Annotated in this window: 19 protein-coding genes; 3 read left to right on the top strand and 16 right to left on the bottom strand. The window is 40.5% G+C overall.

All coding sequences use genetic code 11. The features are described 5' to 3' along the window. Positions 1-23: 23 nt before the first annotated feature. From NWE96_11200 to NWE96_11145, 12 genes are all read right to left on the bottom strand, one after another. Positions 24-1,112, bottom strand: a complete 1,089-nt coding sequence (locus NWE96_11200; protein ID MCW3984539.1) for a glycosyltransferase — start codon at positions 1,110-1,112, stop codon at positions 24-26. A gap of 130 nt (positions 1,113-1,242) precedes the next feature. Beyond that, positions 1,243-2,430: a glycosyltransferase gene (locus tag NWE96_11195; protein MCW3984538.1), complete on the bottom strand. Its 1,188-nt coding sequence runs from the start codon at positions 2,428-2,430 to the stop codon at positions 1,243-1,245. 52 nt (positions 2,431-2,482) lie between these two features. Continuing rightward, the gene (locus NWE96_11190) at positions 2,483-3,922 is read right to left on the bottom strand and encodes a B12-binding domain-containing radical SAM protein (GenBank protein ID MCW3984537.1); all 1,440 of its coding nucleotides are present in this window, start codon (positions 3,920-3,922) and stop codon (positions 2,483-2,485) included. Between the two features lie 28 nt (positions 3,923-3,950). Next, positions 3,951-5,183 (bottom strand): glycosyltransferase family 4 protein, encoded by a 1,233-nt coding sequence (locus tag NWE96_11185; GenBank protein MCW3984536.1) that lies wholly within the window; start codon positions 5,181-5,183, stop codon positions 3,951-3,953. A 45-nt stretch (positions 5,184-5,228) separates the two neighbouring features. Continuing rightward, on the bottom strand, positions 5,229-6,209 hold the full coding sequence (locus NWE96_11180) for a GDP-mannose 4,6-dehydratase (GenBank protein MCW3984535.1): 981 nt from the start codon (positions 6,207-6,209) through the stop codon (positions 5,229-5,231). 170 nt (positions 6,210-6,379) lie between these two features. Continuing rightward, positions 6,380-7,096, bottom strand: a complete 717-nt coding sequence (locus NWE96_11175) for an HAD-IA family hydrolase (GenBank protein MCW3984534.1) — start codon at positions 7,094-7,096, stop codon at positions 6,380-6,382. Between the two features lie 3 nt (positions 7,097-7,099). Beyond that, positions 7,100-8,152 (bottom strand): ATP-grasp domain-containing protein, encoded by a 1,053-nt coding sequence (locus NWE96_11170; protein ID MCW3984533.1) that lies wholly within the window; start codon positions 8,150-8,152, stop codon positions 7,100-7,102. A gap of 66 nt (positions 8,153-8,218) precedes the next feature. After that, complete coding sequence (locus tag NWE96_11165; protein ID MCW3984532.1) at positions 8,219-8,944, bottom strand: WbqC family protein; 726 nt, start codon at positions 8,942-8,944, stop codon at positions 8,219-8,221. 7 nt (positions 8,945-8,951) lie between these two features. Beyond that, the gene (locus NWE96_11160; GenBank protein ID MCW3984531.1) at positions 8,952-9,590 is read right to left on the bottom strand and encodes a PIG-L family deacetylase; all 639 of its coding nucleotides are present in this window, start codon (positions 9,588-9,590) and stop codon (positions 8,952-8,954) included. A gap of 13 nt (positions 9,591-9,603) precedes the next feature. Continuing rightward, a complete protein-coding gene (locus tag NWE96_11155) occupies positions 9,604-10,383 on the bottom strand; it encodes a glycosyltransferase family 2 protein (GenBank protein ID MCW3984530.1) in 780 nt (259 codons plus the stop codon). Next, positions 10,380-10,730, bottom strand: a complete 351-nt coding sequence (locus tag NWE96_11150; GenBank protein ID MCW3984529.1) for a winged helix-turn-helix domain-containing protein — start codon at positions 10,728-10,730, stop codon at positions 10,380-10,382. Before NWE96_11150 ends, NWE96_11155 begins: the two co-directional genes overlap by 4 nt. A gap of 483 nt (positions 10,731-11,213) precedes the next feature. Then, a complete protein-coding gene (locus tag NWE96_11145; GenBank protein MCW3984528.1) occupies positions 11,214-11,648 on the bottom strand; it encodes a hypothetical protein in 435 nt (144 codons plus the stop codon). A 156-nt stretch (positions 11,649-11,804) separates the two neighbouring features. Between NWE96_11145 and NWE96_11140 the strand changes: the two genes are divergently transcribed. Both NWE96_11140 and NWE96_11135 read left to right on the top strand, forming a co-directional pair. Further along, entirely contained in the window at positions 11,805-12,359 is a 555-nt protein-coding gene (locus tag NWE96_11140) for a flavin reductase family protein (GenBank protein ID MCW3984527.1), read from the top strand. Between the two features lie 288 nt (positions 12,360-12,647). Continuing rightward, positions 12,648-12,848: a hypothetical protein gene (locus NWE96_11135; protein ID MCW3984526.1), complete on the top strand. Its 201-nt coding sequence runs from the start codon at positions 12,648-12,650 to the stop codon at positions 12,846-12,848. A 15-nt stretch (positions 12,849-12,863) separates the two neighbouring features. Here NWE96_11135 and NWE96_11130 read toward each other — a convergent pair whose 3' ends face one another. Next, positions 12,864-14,099: a hypothetical protein gene (locus tag NWE96_11130; GenBank protein MCW3984525.1), complete on the bottom strand. Its 1,236-nt coding sequence runs from the start codon at positions 14,097-14,099 to the stop codon at positions 12,864-12,866. A gap of 155 nt (positions 14,100-14,254) precedes the next feature. Here NWE96_11130 and NWE96_11125 point away from each other — a divergent pair, with 155 nt between their 5' ends. After that, entirely contained in the window at positions 14,255-14,458 is a 204-nt protein-coding gene (locus NWE96_11125) for a hypothetical protein (protein ID MCW3984524.1), read from the top strand. A gap of 7 nt (positions 14,459-14,465) precedes the next feature. Here the strand turns inward: NWE96_11125 and NWE96_11120 are convergent, their stop codons facing one another. From NWE96_11120 to NWE96_11110, 3 genes are all read right to left on the bottom strand, one after another. Next, entirely contained in the window at positions 14,466-14,750 is a 285-nt protein-coding gene (locus tag NWE96_11120; GenBank protein ID MCW3984523.1) for a hypothetical protein, read from the bottom strand. 54 nt (positions 14,751-14,804) lie between these two features. Next, positions 14,805-16,514, bottom strand: coding sequence for a phosphotransferase (locus NWE96_11115; GenBank protein ID MCW3984522.1), 1,710 nt, complete (start codon positions 16,512-16,514; stop codon positions 14,805-14,807). Positions 16,515-16,610: 96 nt separating this feature from the next. Then, positions 16,611-16,793: hypothetical protein (locus tag NWE96_11110; GenBank protein ID MCW3984521.1), on the bottom strand; the 183-nt coding region annotated here is incomplete at its 5' end.

Below are 16,793 nucleotides of genomic sequence, written 5' to 3'. Positions count from 1 at the left end.
ATTTTCGAGATTAATAAAATTTTTTAGTTTTCAAACAATTTGTTCAAAAATCTCAAATATCGTTTACATAATATATTGACATCAAGCTCACTTTCAGCATAGCGCCGCCCATTTTGGCCTTTTTTTAATAGAACCTCGCGGGGAGCTTGCTTTGCTTCCAATATAGAAAGTGCCAATGATTCAGCGTTAGGTTCAGAGACAAAGCCGCAATCAAACGTTTTAACAATTTTAGAAGGCAAATCCAGCGTAGTTATTATAACTGGTTTTCCAACTGCTAAAAATTCAGCAAATTTTGTAACAAAAACAGCGGACCTATTTTTGGATTGTTTGCTGCAAGTAGAGTCGCCTGGAATTACCAAGACATCAGACTTTTGAAGTTCAACCACAAGTTCATTTCTTGACAACCAGTCCACCAATACCGCTTTATCGCCTATCCTTTTTTGGATTTCCAACTTATAACTTGAATCTTCAGTTCGAAAACCAATAAACTTGAAAGTTATACACTCGTCACGTAAAATTTCAGCAGCGCGCACCAAAATATCAACTGATTCAACCTTGTAAAATGAACCAGCGTAAGTGACAGTAAAATGCCTATCACTACTTGAAGAGACAGTTTCTTCTTGAGGCCTGAATTGTTGCAAATCAACACCGTTTACAATGATCTCAATGTTTTCAGGTTTAATTCGACTTTTTCGTTTAAGTAATCTTCGTTTTAATTCCGACGACGACGCAACATAATAGTTGACAAAGCGAATTGCGACATACTCAGTGAATATCATCTCGAATTCTGCGAAGTAACCTGCAAAGTCAAATAGGCCCTTATGAGTCAAATGGACCTCAGTCAATACATCGCTATGCACATCATACACGACTTTAGTGTTATTACCAAGTAAGGGCGATACTAAAGCAAAGAAAAAAGCCGCACCAGATCCTCCAGCATGGATAACATCAAATTTACGTAAGTATTTTAAGATAAAAGGAATATTCAAAGGCTGAATTAGTACGGGAGAACCGAAGAAAAGATCCCCAAGGAAAAGTTTACTTGTTTCGGCGCCTGCCTGCCTGCAATGACGCTCAAGGTTAAATATGCGGTGGTTATAGGCGTTCGACATCGATGATTTTTCGAAAGATACAAAAAGTATACGCAAAAAAATGCCTCATTTGAATTGATTACTATTTGACAGGTAGTTAACGATTTTGATTTCTACTCTTTTTTATTTGGTGAAAAGGATATCAATCCTTTTAAGACCCACAGCGATTTAATTTTTCAAAATATTTTTTTACATACGCTTCTGGAGAATAGTTTTGGCTATAAATCGATTTTATGTGTTCTGGTGAAAACTCTTTTTTAGAAAAACTCATTACTAGCTGTCTAAGGGTATTCAAATCTTCATAAACTAGATTCTTGTTTAATTTTTGAACTATTTCTGGTATTCCACCAATTCTAGAAGCTATAACGGGACACCCCATAGAAAAAGCTTCCAAAATAATCAAAGGATTATTTTCAGGACATATCGAGGGCACTATGAGTGCATTTGCGTCATTTAACAAACGATACAATAAATCGTGATTCGTCCAACCAAGTAAAATTATCTTTTTTTCTAGACCGAGTTTGTTTATAGAAGCTTTTATACTCGGCATCAGGCTACCTTGTCCAGCAATCAAGAGATTTGACTCAATATGAGGATCTGCAAATAGGTTAATCAAATTTAATATTCCTTTATGTTTTTCTAAAACGCCAGCATAAAGGAAGAAATTGGAAAAACCAGATTTACCAATATTTAGTGGAGGTCTCGGAACAAAATTAGGGATGGTTTCAATTCTTACAGGTATCTGTGCGCTAATCTTATTGCGCAAATAATCGCTTGGTGCGATCATGCAATCAATCTCATCCACTACTTCCTTAAATCCTTTAAACGAGCGCCAAACTTGAGGAAATCTTCTACGCCTTATTGAGCATGATAAACATGAATAATCATCACAGGAAAATTCGCCATTTTTCAATAGGTTATTTTGCTGGCAGACCAACCAAAAATCATGAGCAGTATACAAATTAAAATAGTTACTACGTTTGCCTAAAAGTCTGTAACTTAGCAGAGAGATATTATGATGATGGACTATGTCAGGTTTGATTTCATTTACCAAAAACTTGAATTTCCGCTCCACTAAAGGGGATCCACCAAACAAATAGGCTAAATAAGAAGTGTAATGTAAAGGTGATTTAATTGAGTAAACATAAATTCCAGTATCTCCGCTTTCTTTAGGTATACTTTTTCGTTTGAGCTCATATGCATCTATACTATGCAGAACATTAACTTTATGGCCGAGTCTAGTTAATTCTTGGGCTAAACATCCAACGTGGATTGCATCGCCTCCAATATGATAAGGAGGGAAAAATGTTGATGTTAACAAAAATTTCAGAGTTTCCATTTGGTATCCGCTAATTAAAAATGATTACTACAATTTCATAAAGAACAAGAATTCAGTGTGCATGCTCCATTTTATGGAAAATATAGTTGTTTACTATTTTGATCGCATATCTAGCGGCAAGAGGTAAGTCCTCTATATGTCTAAAAGTATACCAAATATTATTCATCCACCATCGGTTGTTAAAGTATAGTGCTTGATAAGCCATTTTTCTAGCTTTATCCAAATCAAAACTGGTCAATTCGTCTGTTCTCATTACAGATTCATGCTGGTATAATTCATGCCAACTGATGTCTTTGCCGATCCAACCTTTTTCTGTAGCGATTCTTTGAAGTTCAGTTCCAGGATATGGAACAGCAACATTAAATTGGGCACCTGTTGGCAATGTCCGTTTTACGAATTTTATAGTTTCCTTAACTGTGTCCCAGTTTTCACCAGGCAAACCAAAAATGAAACTACAGTAGACCTTTATTCCAACCTTTTTCACAAGTCTTATAGCATATTCAGCTTGCTGAACAGTAATACCTTTCTCGGCATTATCAAGAATCTTTTGACTACCTGATTCTATCCCAAAAGATATTCCTCTACAACCTCCAGCATACATGATTTTCAACAAAGATTCATCAACAAGATTAACACGTGTATTGCAGTACCAGACGATATTCATTTTTTCTTTTTTAATAGCATTTGCAATTGTTATTGTTCTTTCTTTGTCGATTGTGAAAGTCTCATCAAAGAAAGAAAGTGTTTTTACATTGTATTTCTGTTTAAGAAAACGCAATTCCTCGATAATGCTCGCTGCAGATCGATTCTTTAATTTTGTATGTCTTTCTGTGCAATAAATGCAGGAAAAAGGACAACCTTTACCGGCATACATAATCGTAAATGGCGAACCATGATGAGTATTTATGTAATAATTTTTGAGTGACGGAAGCAAATCATAATCGGGTAAAGGCATATTTGCCCAATTTGATAAGGGCTCAGCAGGGTCATTAACGTTAATTTTGCTCCCATCACGGTATGCTATGCCCCGAACAGAAGATAGATCATTACCTTGACTTAAAGCTGATACGAGGCTTGGTGTTACTGTTTCATATTCATGCCGTATATAAATATCAAGTTCGCTAGCGGTTTGCAACACGCTTTCGGGAAGAGTTTGAAGGGTCCAACAAATTCCAATAGTCCATGCGTTTCGATGACTTGTCTTTGAGATAGCGGCTACTTTAATATCTTCACCAAAAGTGGTTGGGGTAAACCTAAAAATCAAAGCGTCATAATTTGAACACACAATCCCTTTTTTGATTTGATCCCAAGAAAGGTTCAAACCGTTTGCATCTATCAAGGATACTTCATGAGAGTTAGATTTTAGTAAGGAGGCTATTTGTAGAAGACTATAAGGGGGAAGAACCGAGTATCTGTCGGTAACTTCACATCTTTCTTCTCGGATAACAGGAATACCCTTGAATCTGGGGGGGTTGACAAGCAAAATCTTCATTTTTTCACCGATTTGATATGTTTTCTATTTAAGCAATTAAGATTTTTTCATACACCTGCTTGGTTTTTCTCGCTGTTTCTGTCCATGTGAAATTATCCACAACGGTTTTACGTGCGTTCTCGCCTAACCTATTTGCTAGTTTGGGATCATCTAAAAGCTGAATAACGGTTTCAGCGATAGCATGCGGCGTTCTGAAAGTAAACAGACCGTTATAACCATTTTTGACTACTTCCGGTATTCCACCAACGGCGGTGGTTATAACTGGTCTGCCAGAACTCATTGCCTCCAGAAGCTTAAAGGGAAGATTTTCCCAAGAGGTAGGCATGGCATAAGCATAAGATTTTGCATAAAGCGATGGCAAGTCTTTGTAATCCACATACCCCAACAAGGTTACCTTATCTTTAGGAACACCTTTTTGCTCAAGAATATCGCGAAGAGATTTAACGTATCCAGACCCCGCAAAAACGAAATGAACATTTTTGTTAACCTTCAAAATTTCAGGTATAGCCTGGGCTAAAATATGTGCTCCGCGTGCAACCGTTAGCCTTGACGCATAAAGTATTACTGGATCAGAGATATCACTAAGTATGTTAGAATCGGAGTGTTTTGATGGCGAAAACTGCTGGGCATCGACACCGTTATGAATAACAGGCCCATCAACATAGGCATACTGATAATTTTGTTTAATATGTGTTTTAGTCCATTTTGAGACAAAAATATTCATCTGACGAGCGCTCTTTCTCAGGTAAAACCTTTCGGCCAGTCGCAACATAGGATACAAGGCAAGCTCAAAATGCTCAGATGAATCCATCTCAGACCATTTCTGGTTAGTAATCTTGATTCCGTCAACTTGATTTTTTACTGTACTATGGATTGTCGTTACTGTCGGAGTTTTTAGCCTTAACTTGGATAAAATGTCAGACATATGAGCATGCTGAGAATGAAGCAATTCGATTTCATTTTCTTTAACGATTTCGGGCAACTGTCTAAATAGTTGATACTGAAATTGGCTGTTATAAAGGAAAGTCTCGCTAGCGCCTGAAATTATATGCAGATGGATTTTATTATTGAAATAGTTAAGAATGTCTGTTTCTGTGTATGAACTATCAGAGCCGTCTATTCGTTTAATATTCCTAAGCAGGGTAATTACATGGATTTCGAGATTAGGATCTTTGCACAAATTTTTGACTAGTTCAACACAGTATGTACCTACTCCACCCCAATTTGGCAAAAACTCCGGAGCTATTAGACCTATCTTCAATTTCTCACCAAAAATGAAATTTTTCTGTGGGTTATGCTCATATAGCTATGAGCTCGATTTGAACCAGTTGACAAAGTTTTCCAGGCCAGCCTCTAAGCAGTATGAAGGCTTATAGCCTATTGTAGAAATCTTTGATGTATCCGCTACCAGATGCTTTACATCGCCCTTCCAACTTGAACCTATAAAATCGATATGTGTGTCAACACCATAGATTTTCAGTAAGGCAGCGGCGACTTCGCGTATTGTGGTTTGTCTGCCAGAAGCTACGTTGTATACTTCGCCTACTGAAAATTCGTCTTGCGACACCAAAAGCAAGGCTTTGATTGCATCTGCAACATATACGAAATCTCTCATTTCTTCTCCAGTACCAAGCATTTCAATACGATTAGGGTTTTCTTTTACTTTCAAAAGTAAATCGTACATTATATATTTCAACTGCCGGGGTCCATAGACATTAAAAAATCGAACTATGGAAACAGGCATTTTATAAATTCGATAATAAAGTCTAACGTATTCCTCGGCGCATAGTTTTGAAGCGCCATAGGGTGATATTGGCAAGGGTTGATCGCTTTCTTTAAGAAGATGATCGGATTCGCCATAAACTGCAGCAGTTGAAGTAAAGATGAATTTTTTACTATATTTTTTAGCTGAATTGAGAACAATTAGAGTTCCTCTTGCGCTTGTATCAAAATCCTGCAAAGGGGCATCGATTGAAAATTTGACCACATGGCCGCTACCAAAATTTTTAGTGATAGGGATATACTCTGCTAAATGAAAAACTACATCAGAATGCTTGACTATACTGTCAACTAGGTCTATGTCGGAGATATCACCTTTAATAAATTTTAACGAACTATGGCTTCTAAGATTTTCTAATACACCGCTCGATAGATTATCAAGCACAGTGACAGAGTGCCCTCGCGCAAGAAGTTCATCCACAAGATGCGAGCCTATAAAACCAGCGCCGCCGGTTACAAGTATTCGATTTTTTTCTAGTTCAGAATTTTTGTTTTGCTTTTTGCTCATATATATCGTGTCTTCCGGCAATTTGTATCAATCAAGATTTTCTAGTTTGAATTAAAAGCCCCTATTGTTTCTATGTATCCGTTTGTGTGCACGTGACTATTCAATGTAGCCTTTATTTCAGATAGTATAGCCTCTATTGCTTTCTTTACAAAAAGTTGGGTATGTAGCGCCTATACGATACGTTCTCTTTCTTTCCCAGATTTTTGAATTTTTAGAATAATTCGGCTTGCATGATCGAGATTATCAGCAACAAAGTCTGCCTCATAAGCGAGACCTAGATGAACACCTCTAAATTCTCCAGACAATAGCCTAATTGTTTTAATTCCGAGTTGTTTAGCACCTACAAAATCAGTATATGGATTGTCTCCGAGATAGATGGCTTTCTCAGGTTTTGAAGATAAAGCGGAAAGCACTGCTTCGAAAGCTTGTGTGTTAGGCTTTTCAAAAGCAGCGCCTAACTGACGTGCGTAAACAATTGCATTAAAGTAATCTTCAATTTTCAGCAATCTTACTTTATTACGCTGGGTTTCAACGTTTCCATTGGTAAGTAAACCCAACTTGAAATTTTCGTTTCTCAATGTTTTAAGCAGCAATTCTGCACTATGATATAGTTTTAGATTGGGTTTCACCGTGGAAAACAAAGTTAAGATATTCGTGAGCAAATTCTTATCAATGTCGTAGTCAGTTAATAAGTCATTGAAAAGATGAGGGTAAATGCTTGATTTCTTTTGAAAATCAGCCCAGAGTTTATCGCGGATTTGATGCTGTGAAAATTTCGATTTTTTGGAAAGAAAATCAGCAATTTCAGCAAAAGCAGCATAAAAATACTGTCGTTCGTCGTATAGCACTCCGTCTAGATCAAATATCACAGTATCGATAAGCGACATGTGCTATCCCAAGTTCAGGTATTGCTCCTTGAAGTAACGAAGCATCAGAATGTTGTCTTTGACAGTTACTTTTGGCAATTCTTCATTTAACGCCATTTTTAGTGCATAGTACAAAATATTAGCTCCGGCGGCACTGCAAAATGCAACTGACGCCGCAACGCGCGGGTTAAAATCGAAAGGCAAAGGCTCACCAGCAGAGTTACAGCCTAATTCAATGTTTATTGTGTAATCAAAGCCGAAAGCATGGCTTATATTTCTAATTGTAGCCTCAATTAACGGGTCTCTTTTCACTTTGCCCACGATTGTTTGGCTTGCGTTACCATAGACACGTACTTTAGGAACAATCATCAAAGCTTCACCGTTTATAGCCAAAAAATCCACGCTATAAATTGTCCCCGGAAGATACTCCATTAAAACAAGTTCGGGAAAAATTTTTTCATCAATAACACTGAGCGCTTTTAGGGCCTCATCATAGCTAGTATCGAGATAACCGGGTTTATCATTCAAGAGGTGATGTGTAAGATTTTCTGTAGTTAATATTCTTGCGCCTCTGCCACCCCGTGATAAGACTGGTTTCATCACGATTTTTTTTTCGCCGATTCCAAGTCTATGTGAAGCATCTTCAAATTCCTTTAAGCTTTTCACGATCCGAAATTCGGGACAGGGTAAATTATGCTGCTTTAAAGTTTGGTAAGCTCGACCTTTATTGAATGCTTTTTCCAGAACATCATATTTGGATATGGCAACTATGGTACCATTTTTCTTAAAGGAATCACTGTTTTTAGACAGCACTAATGCTTCTTCATGTGAAGCGGGAAAAAGTACATCAACTGACTCTTTTGAGCATATCTCCATCATTTTTTCTACATAAATAGGAGAATCGCCTGGCGGTACCTGATAGAATTTATCTGCTATGCACTGCCCAATGCAGGGAGCGTTTATGTCTGTGCCTATTATTTTTAGTGCTCTGTTGTCTGGATTAAAGCGTAAACTATGGATGTGGCTTGGACTTATTACACCACCTGAGCAAGTGATTAAAACATTAACGGAGTCCATATACAGTCGTCACTCGTTTTATGGACAACAATTTTCCCAGAACTTTATTTTCGCTAAGGAATTATATCAGCTTTTAATTGCGAGCAAATTTTGCGTCTGATTTTGAAGACAAGAACCTTCTTTGGTTTGCCATGGTGCGCCTCCTGTACAGAAAAGGTAGTCTACAATAGAGAGATTTGGGATAAAATCGCCACCATTGCATTGCTGATAAACGGGGTATTCAAAGTCTTGAAATACTACTTTTACACCTTTCTGATGGAATTTTTTAACATCAAGATAAGTTTTTGATCCCCTTCCAGCTAGATAGGTATCGGCGCCTAGTTCTTTGCAGTAAGCCAAGAGTAAGTCGCTGTTTTTGCCCTTAGCCCTTAATGAAGAAGCCATTATCAGAGGAGTACTTATTTCAAGAGAATCCATGACACCTCTTATTATGTGCATGTTAAGGTCAATCAATAGAGGCCAATCCTTGAGGTAAGTTTGCTCAAGGAGCGCACTGTATTTATCCCAGTAAGGTGCTTTGGAGTAATTCTGTTTTATGCTAAGCCAGTGTTTTCTGGTCCAGTCATTCACTTTGGAGATTTTTACTTGGTTAATTAATTGTGGTTCGCGTGTGTGCTCTATGGGTACTGTTAGCCACTTAGCCGCATTCGCTATTTTAATTCTGTTTCTGTTGGTGAAGCCTTGATTTTCGAATTGAACGTTGTCTGCGATGACGAAAACGTCGCTTTGTTGTATTTTGTCAAAAAAGCCTAACCAAGGCAGATAGTTGGGTTGATGACCAGCCAAGATCATGCTTTGGTTACACTAACTCCGTTCCAGCGATGGTTTCTACGTATTTTACTACTTCGTACGCTTCGGCTGCATGAAGCCCTACTTGGCTTCCTCTATATGAGGCTAAATTGACCATTGATTCGTATGCTATGTAATGTTTAGTTTTCTGGGAGATGTGGCATTGAAGCGCTTTCCATTTTGCCGCTGTAGATTTTGAGATGTCAACGAAATAGTTTGGGGCATAAGTGGATGTGACTCGGGGTGTTTCGTATGCCAAAATTCGCGGGATGTTTCGGAATGCGGATATGGATAGCCAACCTGTTTGTCTGTGGTCTTGATGGACATCGTTTACGGAGTGTGTGAGTACTATTCCAGGTTTATGTTTAATAGCAAACGATTCGAGGAAATCAACGGCTTTTCTTGAGTGAGGTACTTCAGAATCGGTGAAATCGCCGAAGTGTACTTCCGAGACGCCGAGGATTGATAGAGCGTTTTTGCTTTCTTGCATTCTTATCTGTGGTGATGCGCTTAATTCGCCTTTTGTCATGAAGACGGCTATGATTTTTGTACCTTGTTTTGCAGCTTGATAGAGTGTTCCGCCGCAGCCTAGTTCGATGTCGTCTGGGTGTGATCCTACTGCGAGAATTGTTTTGCAGGCATAAACCAAAAGTGTTTGTCTCCTAGAAAGTTGTCTCTTGCACGATGCGTTTTAGGATGGCAACGCCGTGTCTTACTTTGAGTTTTTTCTCTCCGACTCTTTGGCGGTATAATATGGGGATTTCTACTATTCCGTAGCCTTTGCGTTCGATGTAGTGGTTTAATTCAACTTCGATGTCGAATCCCTTGGATTGTACTTTCCAATCTTTTAGGATATCAGCTCGAACTACACGTAGACCTGTTAGTGGATCGATTAATTCGACACCGTTCAATGCGTTATGCATGAATGCGATGAGGCGGTTTCCGATGTAGAAGATGTTGTGCATCGCTTTGGGGTCAGTTTTGTCAGTGAATCTGTTGCCGCAGACCATGCCGACTTTAGGGTTTTCGTCTAGGATTTGTATCATTTCATGTATGTATTCTGCGGGGTAGGTGTAATCTGCATCTGTGATTACTACATAATCAACGGATTGTAAGTTCTTTATTCCTTTGGCTAATGCGTCTCCTTTTCCTTGACCATCTTGGAATACGACTTGTGCGCCTAAGTCTTTGGCGACTTCAACTGTTCGGTCGGTACTGTTACCGTCGACGACTAAAATGTTTGGGTTATTGAGAGTTTCCATTAATTCGTTTATAGTTAAGGCTATACCGTCTTCTTCATTTAATGCGGCTATTATGACTTGTATAGTTGGTCTAAAATTGTTTCCTCTCCGAATTGACAACCGCTGTGAAGTCGATAATCCAGATGATGGGGCATCTTTTAAGTCTTTATAATTTATTTTTAATTGCGAGTATTCTATCATAAGCAGGCACCCTCCGACACTGACTGGGTTGAGCAGAGTGTACTTTTTAGACATTGACTTTCGAGGATGCTTTGTTCATTGACTAGGGCTTCAAGGGATTGTTTTAGTTTTGTGAATTCATTTTGGAGTGTTTTGTAGCGGCCGAGGAATTCTTCGCCGCTGGTGGTTAATTTGTAATTTGCGTCGGTACGATTAACAAATCCTGCTTCGGTTACTAGAGTTAGGTATTTTTCTAAGAGTTTGAAGCTTAGGTTTGCCTTGAACATTATGTGTGTTTTGCTTGAGCCCGCACGTGAGGCTTCCAAGACTGCGGCGATTATGCTTAGTCGATTTCGGTTTTTTCCCAATGGTTTCACCTTTCAATTTTGTTTTCTACGTGCTATCGGAGCTATCACTACCAAATCCCTCCCTGACGGAAGCGGATAAGAAGCGTACACCTAACTAAACGTTAACTAAACTAGCCCTCCTATTGCAAGCATTCTCATTGAATGTTCTTTTAAGGGTTTTGCCAAAACACTCTTTATTCTCAAGCAAGATTATAGATGCAGATGCTTGCCTGTTTGGTCTCCAACCGCTGTTTTTTGCGAACATTCAATTGTCTCCTGATAGCAGAGAGCAAACAGGAAAGAGGCAGCGTGTAATCAGACATGCTACCGATTCCTATTTGGTTCTCTAGCAACAAATCATCAAAAAATGGTTATAAACGATATTTCTTAAGACGGAATATATCTAGAAAAAGTTCGATCTAATTCTGTCTAACTAAATGTGAGGTTCTAGAAAAAAGCGGTTCGACAGAAGAGAGATGCCGTTGTTTAAAAAAGCATTAGCTGCTAAACTGAGTGTAGCCAGCCGCGTCCGCCTTTCTTTTTGTTCTGACCTTTAGGTTTCTCAATTTTGGGGCGGGGATTGGCTTTTTTGGTCTTTTTACCCGTAACTTCTGTTTTTATGAACTTGTGCCAACCGCCTTCTTCCACGGGAGGCGGGATGTAGCGTTCTGGATTCTCCACCATGTGCTGCTCAAGAATTTCTTTAAAGCTCAAGGGTTTGAAGTCCTTGGTTGCGTGGATAACGGTGCCTTGCTCTATGAACAGCGGGGTGTAGTCGTTTGTTGAGATGCCTTCTGCTTTGAGTTTGTCGTCGAAGCGTTCTTCCCACAAGAGTTTCCACTGGGTTTTTAGTTGTTCTACTAGTTGTTTTTGGGCTTGGACTCTACTTTGGCTTGATTGTTCTGATGGGTTTTTTGGGGAGTCACTTGTGGTCTGCATTGTGCGCTCACTCTTAGCGGCTTCATTGTCTTATTTAACCCTTATTCTAGAAAAATCAATATAAAATTCCATACTGCAACATCAAACCAACTGCAAAAAGAGAAGGCTGGCAAAAAAGAAATAACTATCAATACACTTTCATAGCAGGGTGTTAAAATGTCAGTTAAACCCCAGATAAACATCAACCAAGCATACCGCCTCCTTCACCCCATGCATACGGTTCTGTTATCCTGTGTGGGTAACAGTGCAAAACCTAACATCACAACTCTCGCTTGGGCGATGCCTACATCCATTAATCCGCCTCTGCTTGCTGTCAGCGTGGCACCTGGACGTTACAGCCACACGTTAATCGAAGAATCAGGAGAATTCATAGTTAACGTTCCCACGTTGGAGATTTTGCAGGCGGTTTACACTTGTGGAAGTCTTTCGGGAAGAAGTTTTGATAAATTCAAAAAATGCGCTCTAACTCCGTTGCCGGGTAGAAGAGTTAAGGCACCGGCTATTCGTGAATGTGTGGCCCATTTGGAGTGCGAAGTGGACGGTCAAATGCAGACGGGTGATCACACGATTTTTGTGGGCAAAATTCTTGAGGCTTACGCTGATGCTGGAGCTTTCACTGAAACAGGTTATGACCTAAAACGTACTCATCACCTGTACCATGCAGGCGGCAACAATTTTGCGGTACTAGATCCAAAGAACTACAAAGCGTAGTCTTGGTACTGCCGTATTTTGGTCTCGGCCACACGGGCTTGGCGCATACGAAACCTTAACCGCAGACGCTGTTGCTCTGTCGCCTCCTCCCCTCCCTTTCAAATAGTGCCACAAGAATGCGGTTAGTAGGGGTTGTTTTTGGCTAATTCTCCAGTTGGAAGAAGCAAACATTCTGAATTTAACTGTGGTCATTGGGGGGTTGCTGTTGTGTTTGTACAGTCACATAGGGTTAATAGCGGTTCTTAGTCAGATGATTCATGCATAACTGCCCTGGTAGGAGGTGGAATTTTGCCAGAATCATCGATTAATATCAATGAAAGGTTGCAGCAAATCGGGGAAACCGCTCAGGAGTATAAGGAGGCGATTATGAAGCAGTTTAAGGATATGGAAGTTGAAGTTAAGAACTGGAATTTCTCGGTTGGGAAAGCTGATAAAGAGTACACTGTCGAAGTGAACCTTAAGTTGGGTATCCGATCCAAAAAAGCCTGAGCACAAGCAGCATTTTTAGTTGATTGTTTGGTTCCAGAAGTAAACTTTGCTGTAGTTACCTTTTGTTAGTGGATATTGTGGGTGATCGTAAACTATATCCAAACCCAATCCGTACCGGGCAAGCAAAGTCTGTGTATTGTTCCAGATAAGTGCAGATTTATCATCTGGTCCCCAAAACCCCCATATCTTATCGTCAACTCTACGCATTCCAAACCCGTAATCTTTGGGCAAAACTAAAACCGCTTCCGCTTCGGCTTGAGTTGGCGGGTCTTTGGTTGCGATTTGTTTCCAGAATCGTTCCAGCGCTCTGAAATGTTCATCGGTTAGGGTTCCGTATGGGTTTTCGGTGTTGTTGTAGGGATAGTTGAATATGGTTATGTATTTTGCGCCCCCGTTGTAGGCGGTTACCATTTGGTTGTAGATGTTGGTTCCGCTGTCGAGGTATGGGGGTTCATTGTATTTCCAGGTGATTATTGCGCCCCACTCTTTGTCTTGGAGGGTTGCGGCGCCGCGTATTTCGGCGATTTGTTGTGTTAGGCTCAAGTTCCAGCCTACTTGGGTGAACATTGTGTTGTAGCCTGCTTGGTAGTTGTACCAGTATAGTAGGTAATCAGAAGTGTAAGTGGTTATGTTGTTTTGTTTGAGGCTTAATAATCCGCGATTTCTTGATACGAGTGCATTGTACCATTGGGCTTCTTCTGCGTAGCTTTGAGGCTGTATCCCGGTCTGGGTGGCTTCTTGAAGTTTATTGTAAATAGGCAGCAAACTTGACCGCGTGTAGGTTGAGTTAGTTTTTGAAAAGTCATTTTGCCAATACTCGGTCCAGTTCCAATCGAAAGGTATCCCTATTGGTTCATCGTCATAGTATGCACCCAAGTATTTATCGCCGTAAACCACTTTAGAATCGTTTAGAAAACGTAGCTGCCACTCCCAGTTGTTGGGGGTTCGGGTTCCGAGGTTAACGATTATGTGTAACCCGGCGTTTGTGGCGTAGTCGCAGATTTCTTTCACTGCTGATTCGTTCGCGCTTATGGGGTTTATGCCGCAGTCTAAGATGAATAGGTTAGTGTATGTTTTTGTGCGGTCAATTAGCAACTTTGCCTGTTCAACGGTTGTGCCGCCGAAAGCCACGCCTGCATAAACGGATAATGCAGTTTGGTTGCTGCTTTGGGTGTAAGAGATCAGCAGTGAACCTGACGCCGCAAAAATGATGACAACCAGAACCACTGAAAGTATATGCGTCCGCTTCATTTTCGGCTTGGTTCTCCATTTCAGGTTAGCACATGCCTGTGCAACCTTGCCTTGGTAATATGATGGGTGTGATTGCATATAAGGTGTGTTGAAACCAAAACAGATAAAAACTCGGCATGCTATCCATCACAACGAATCAATAGAGGACTTTGAAAATGCCATCTGAAATCACTGATGTAGAAAAATTTGTGTCAATGAGCGCCAAAGCAAAGGAATGCCAAGTTAAGAGGCTAAAAGACGGCGTAAAATTGAAGCTTCGTACTCCCCGCCAGCTTTACACGCTTAAAGTCGAGACGTTGAGAGCTGACGAAATCATAAAGAAACTTCAATGCACCATTAAAGAAGAAGAAAAAGAATAAACAACAACTATTTTTCAGTACGTTCTTTTGTTTTCTCATAGTTTTTAACTAAACGTTTAACTTTCTTTTCTAATTCCCGTTCGTACACGTGTTCGGGTATCGGTGGCGAAAGCACCTTTTTTGTATGCAAAGTTTTAGGCGGTACTATTCGCTGGGCCCCAGTTTTAACGGTGACTTTACATCCGTCAGAGTAGTCCTCAAAGTCTTCGAGCGCTTCAACAATCCAGTATCCTTCACTTTTAGTTATGACTTTGACTTTGTGTAACCCTTTGTAGAAGTAGAGTTCACTCATAAAATCCACACCCATTATCTATGACTCTATGAGTAAATATGTTTTCCCAAACGATTAGCTTGTTTGATTTTGAGCTTGTTTGCATACATTACTAATCGCAAGCATAATAGACGGCATGGTGAAGATGCTGAAAACCCGCGTATATTTCGGACGAGCGGCTTTGTGGATGTCAGAAACGTTTCCTCCTGCTTTGAGGTATCCTTCGATGAAGGCAACAGCCAGCGAAGATGCCTTGATGTTGCCGTCGAAGGGCTGCAGATAGTGCCCGCAGTAGTAGAGGAAAACCGCGATATCCCAAGCTTTGTCGCCTCCCTGCTGAGCCTGCTCAAAATCAATCAGGTACAATGTGCCATCTGCTTTTACGAGAACGTTATCAGGTTTAGTGTCTCCTAACGAGACGCCTTTTGCATGCACTTTCGCAAGAGTTTCTCCGACTTTGGCTACTGTTGCTAAAACCTCGTCTCCTGCTTCATCAGATGCGTACTGTTTGATAGCTTGGCTTAGGCTTGCGCCTTCTATGAACTCCATAAAAACTAGGCGTTCAGTGTTGCTGACGAGCAAAATTTTGGGAACATTGAAACCTGCATTTGACAAAAGCTCGCTGATGGCGCATTCCTTGGCAAGGCGGGCTTGCCCAGAAACCGCAAATGACCGGGCGCCAAACGACCAAAGACTTAAGGGGAACCATTTGAAGCCTGACCAATCCTTGAACCGCTTAGCCAGCACCTTTCGATCTCCAGCGTTGATGAGGTATACGTCGTTTAGCATGCCGCCGACATGTTCCACTTCTACGTTGATGGTTTGGTCTTTTAACAGTAGACGCTGAGTGAACCCTTTGATGTCGATTTTTTCGGAAAGGGATACGTATCCTTCGGCGGTGGGGAAAAACAGGTATCGTTGTGGGTCTATGAATCGACAGGTTTGGTTAGGTTGACGGAGCCAATTTATTTTTTGGGTCCGCAAAAAGGCTTCTGCATTCTGCGTGACGATGCTCATCAGTTGCGGTAACACGCCAAAGAGGGAGGTGAATAGTGTTCGGGGTGCGTTTTTGGATAGGTTGATTATGCGTAGTTTGGGGTTTTGGGATTTAGCGATGAACTTTTGGGTTATGTAGTAGTATCCGTCTTGCTCTGTTAGGTAGCCCTGTGTTTTTAGGTGATTTAGCGCCTCTTTGTAGCTTTCAAGTGCGTGTTCTTCGTTTTGAAACAGGCAGCTTGTCAAGTCAGACAAGTCATAAGCCAATAGCGGGAAAATTCTAAGACGACTAGAAATTACTTCATAGAGGAAGTATTGGGGCAATATTCGGATACGTGAGACAAGTTCTGGGAAGTTGATGACCAAGTTCTCGAGAGACTCTGAAATCAAGCGCTGCTTTAACTCAACTTCCATCTGACGAAGGTACGACTCGCCGTTAAAAGCTATGTAGGGGAAGATTAGTTTACTCGCTAGAGCTTCGCCCAACATGCCCCTGTCGACGTCGCGTTCAAAAATCCACTGGTCTACTGCGAAGAAAAAGACTGTTTTGTTTTTGATGGGCTTTAGGTAGCTCATGATGCGGGGTTGAAAATTGTGGATGACGACCATTATTTCAGAGATAGAACGGTCATTGGAGGGTTTAAAGTTGTAGGAGTCTACCTGTGCGGTTGCCACGATTTTTTGTTGCCCAGCGATGTGCCTGCAAAACTCGGAAACTTCGCTTGAAAAGTCGCTGTTTTGGCTGTTTTTTGCAGGTTTGATGGCTATGCACCCTGTTGGATATAGCAATGGCGCATAGGAATATTTAAAAAGAATTCTATTACGTCGCTAATTGGCTTTTGGATGTTGAGTGAAATGGTTGGCAAGTGCAAAAAAGCTTGCCATTTAATGGGATTCTATGTATGGGGTTTTGCTCTTGGGGGTTATGATGCCGATTTCTGGTTCGGGAGTGGCGATGCTGATTTTTCTACAAATCAAATTCAACGACTCCTCAGTAAAGTTTAGCATGCTTTGACCGTCACTGGTTAAACTGTAGACTTTACGTGGACGCTCAAAACTCATATTCCA

The sequence above is a fragment of the Candidatus Bathyarchaeota archaeon genome (assembly GCA_026014685.1).
Lineage (GTDB): Archaea > Thermoproteota > Bathyarchaeia > Bathyarchaeales > Bathycorpusculaceae > Bathycorpusculum.
Note: the sequence above shows the minus strand (reverse complement) of the source record. Positions and strands in the feature narration are given on the sequence as shown.

Bases quoted from the DNA above. Each gene is read 5' to 3' on its own strand.
- NWE96_11145 (MCW3984528.1), bottom strand. From the start codon at position 11,648: ATGCAGACCACAAGTGACTCCCCAAAAAACCCATCAGAACAATCAAGC.
- NWE96_11200 (MCW3984539.1), bottom strand. From the start codon at position 1,112: ATGTCGAACGCCTATAACCACCGCATATTTAACCTTGAGCGTCATTGC.
- NWE96_11195 (MCW3984538.1), bottom strand. From the start codon at position 2,430: ATGGAAACTCTGAAATTTTTGTTAACATCAACATTTTTCCCTCCTTAT.
- NWE96_11130 (MCW3984525.1), bottom strand. From the start codon at position 14,099: ATGAAGCGGACGCATATACTTTCAGTGGTTCTGGTTGTCATCATTTTT.
- NWE96_11140 (MCW3984527.1), top strand. From the start codon at position 11,805: ATGTCAGTTAAACCCCAGATAAACATCAACCAAGCATACCGCCTCCTT.
- NWE96_11120 (MCW3984523.1), bottom strand. From the start codon at position 14,750: ATGAGTGAACTCTACTTCTACAAAGGGTTACACAAAGTCAAAGTCATA.
- NWE96_11175 (MCW3984534.1), bottom strand. From the start codon at position 7,096: ATGTCGCTTATCGATACTGTGATATTTGATCTAGACGGAGTGCTATAC.
- NWE96_11190 (MCW3984537.1), bottom strand. From the start codon at position 3,922: ATGAAGATTTTGCTTGTCAACCCCCCCAGATTCAAGGGTATTCCTGTT.
- NWE96_11155 (MCW3984530.1), bottom strand. From the start codon at position 10,383: ATGATAGAATACTCGCAATTAAAAATAAATTATAAAGACTTAAAAGAT.
- NWE96_11180 (MCW3984535.1), bottom strand. From the start codon at position 6,209: ATGAGCAAAAAGCAAAACAAAAATTCTGAACTAGAAAAAAATCGAATA.
- NWE96_11170 (MCW3984533.1), bottom strand. From the start codon at position 8,152: ATGGACTCCGTTAATGTTTTAATCACTTGCTCAGGTGGTGTAATAAGT.
- NWE96_11125 (MCW3984524.1), top strand. From the start codon at position 14,255: ATGCCATCTGAAATCACTGATGTAGAAAAATTTGTGTCAATGAGCGCC.
- NWE96_11165 (MCW3984532.1), bottom strand. From the start codon at position 8,944: ATGATCTTGGCTGGTCATCAACCCAACTATCTGCCTTGGTTAGGCTTT.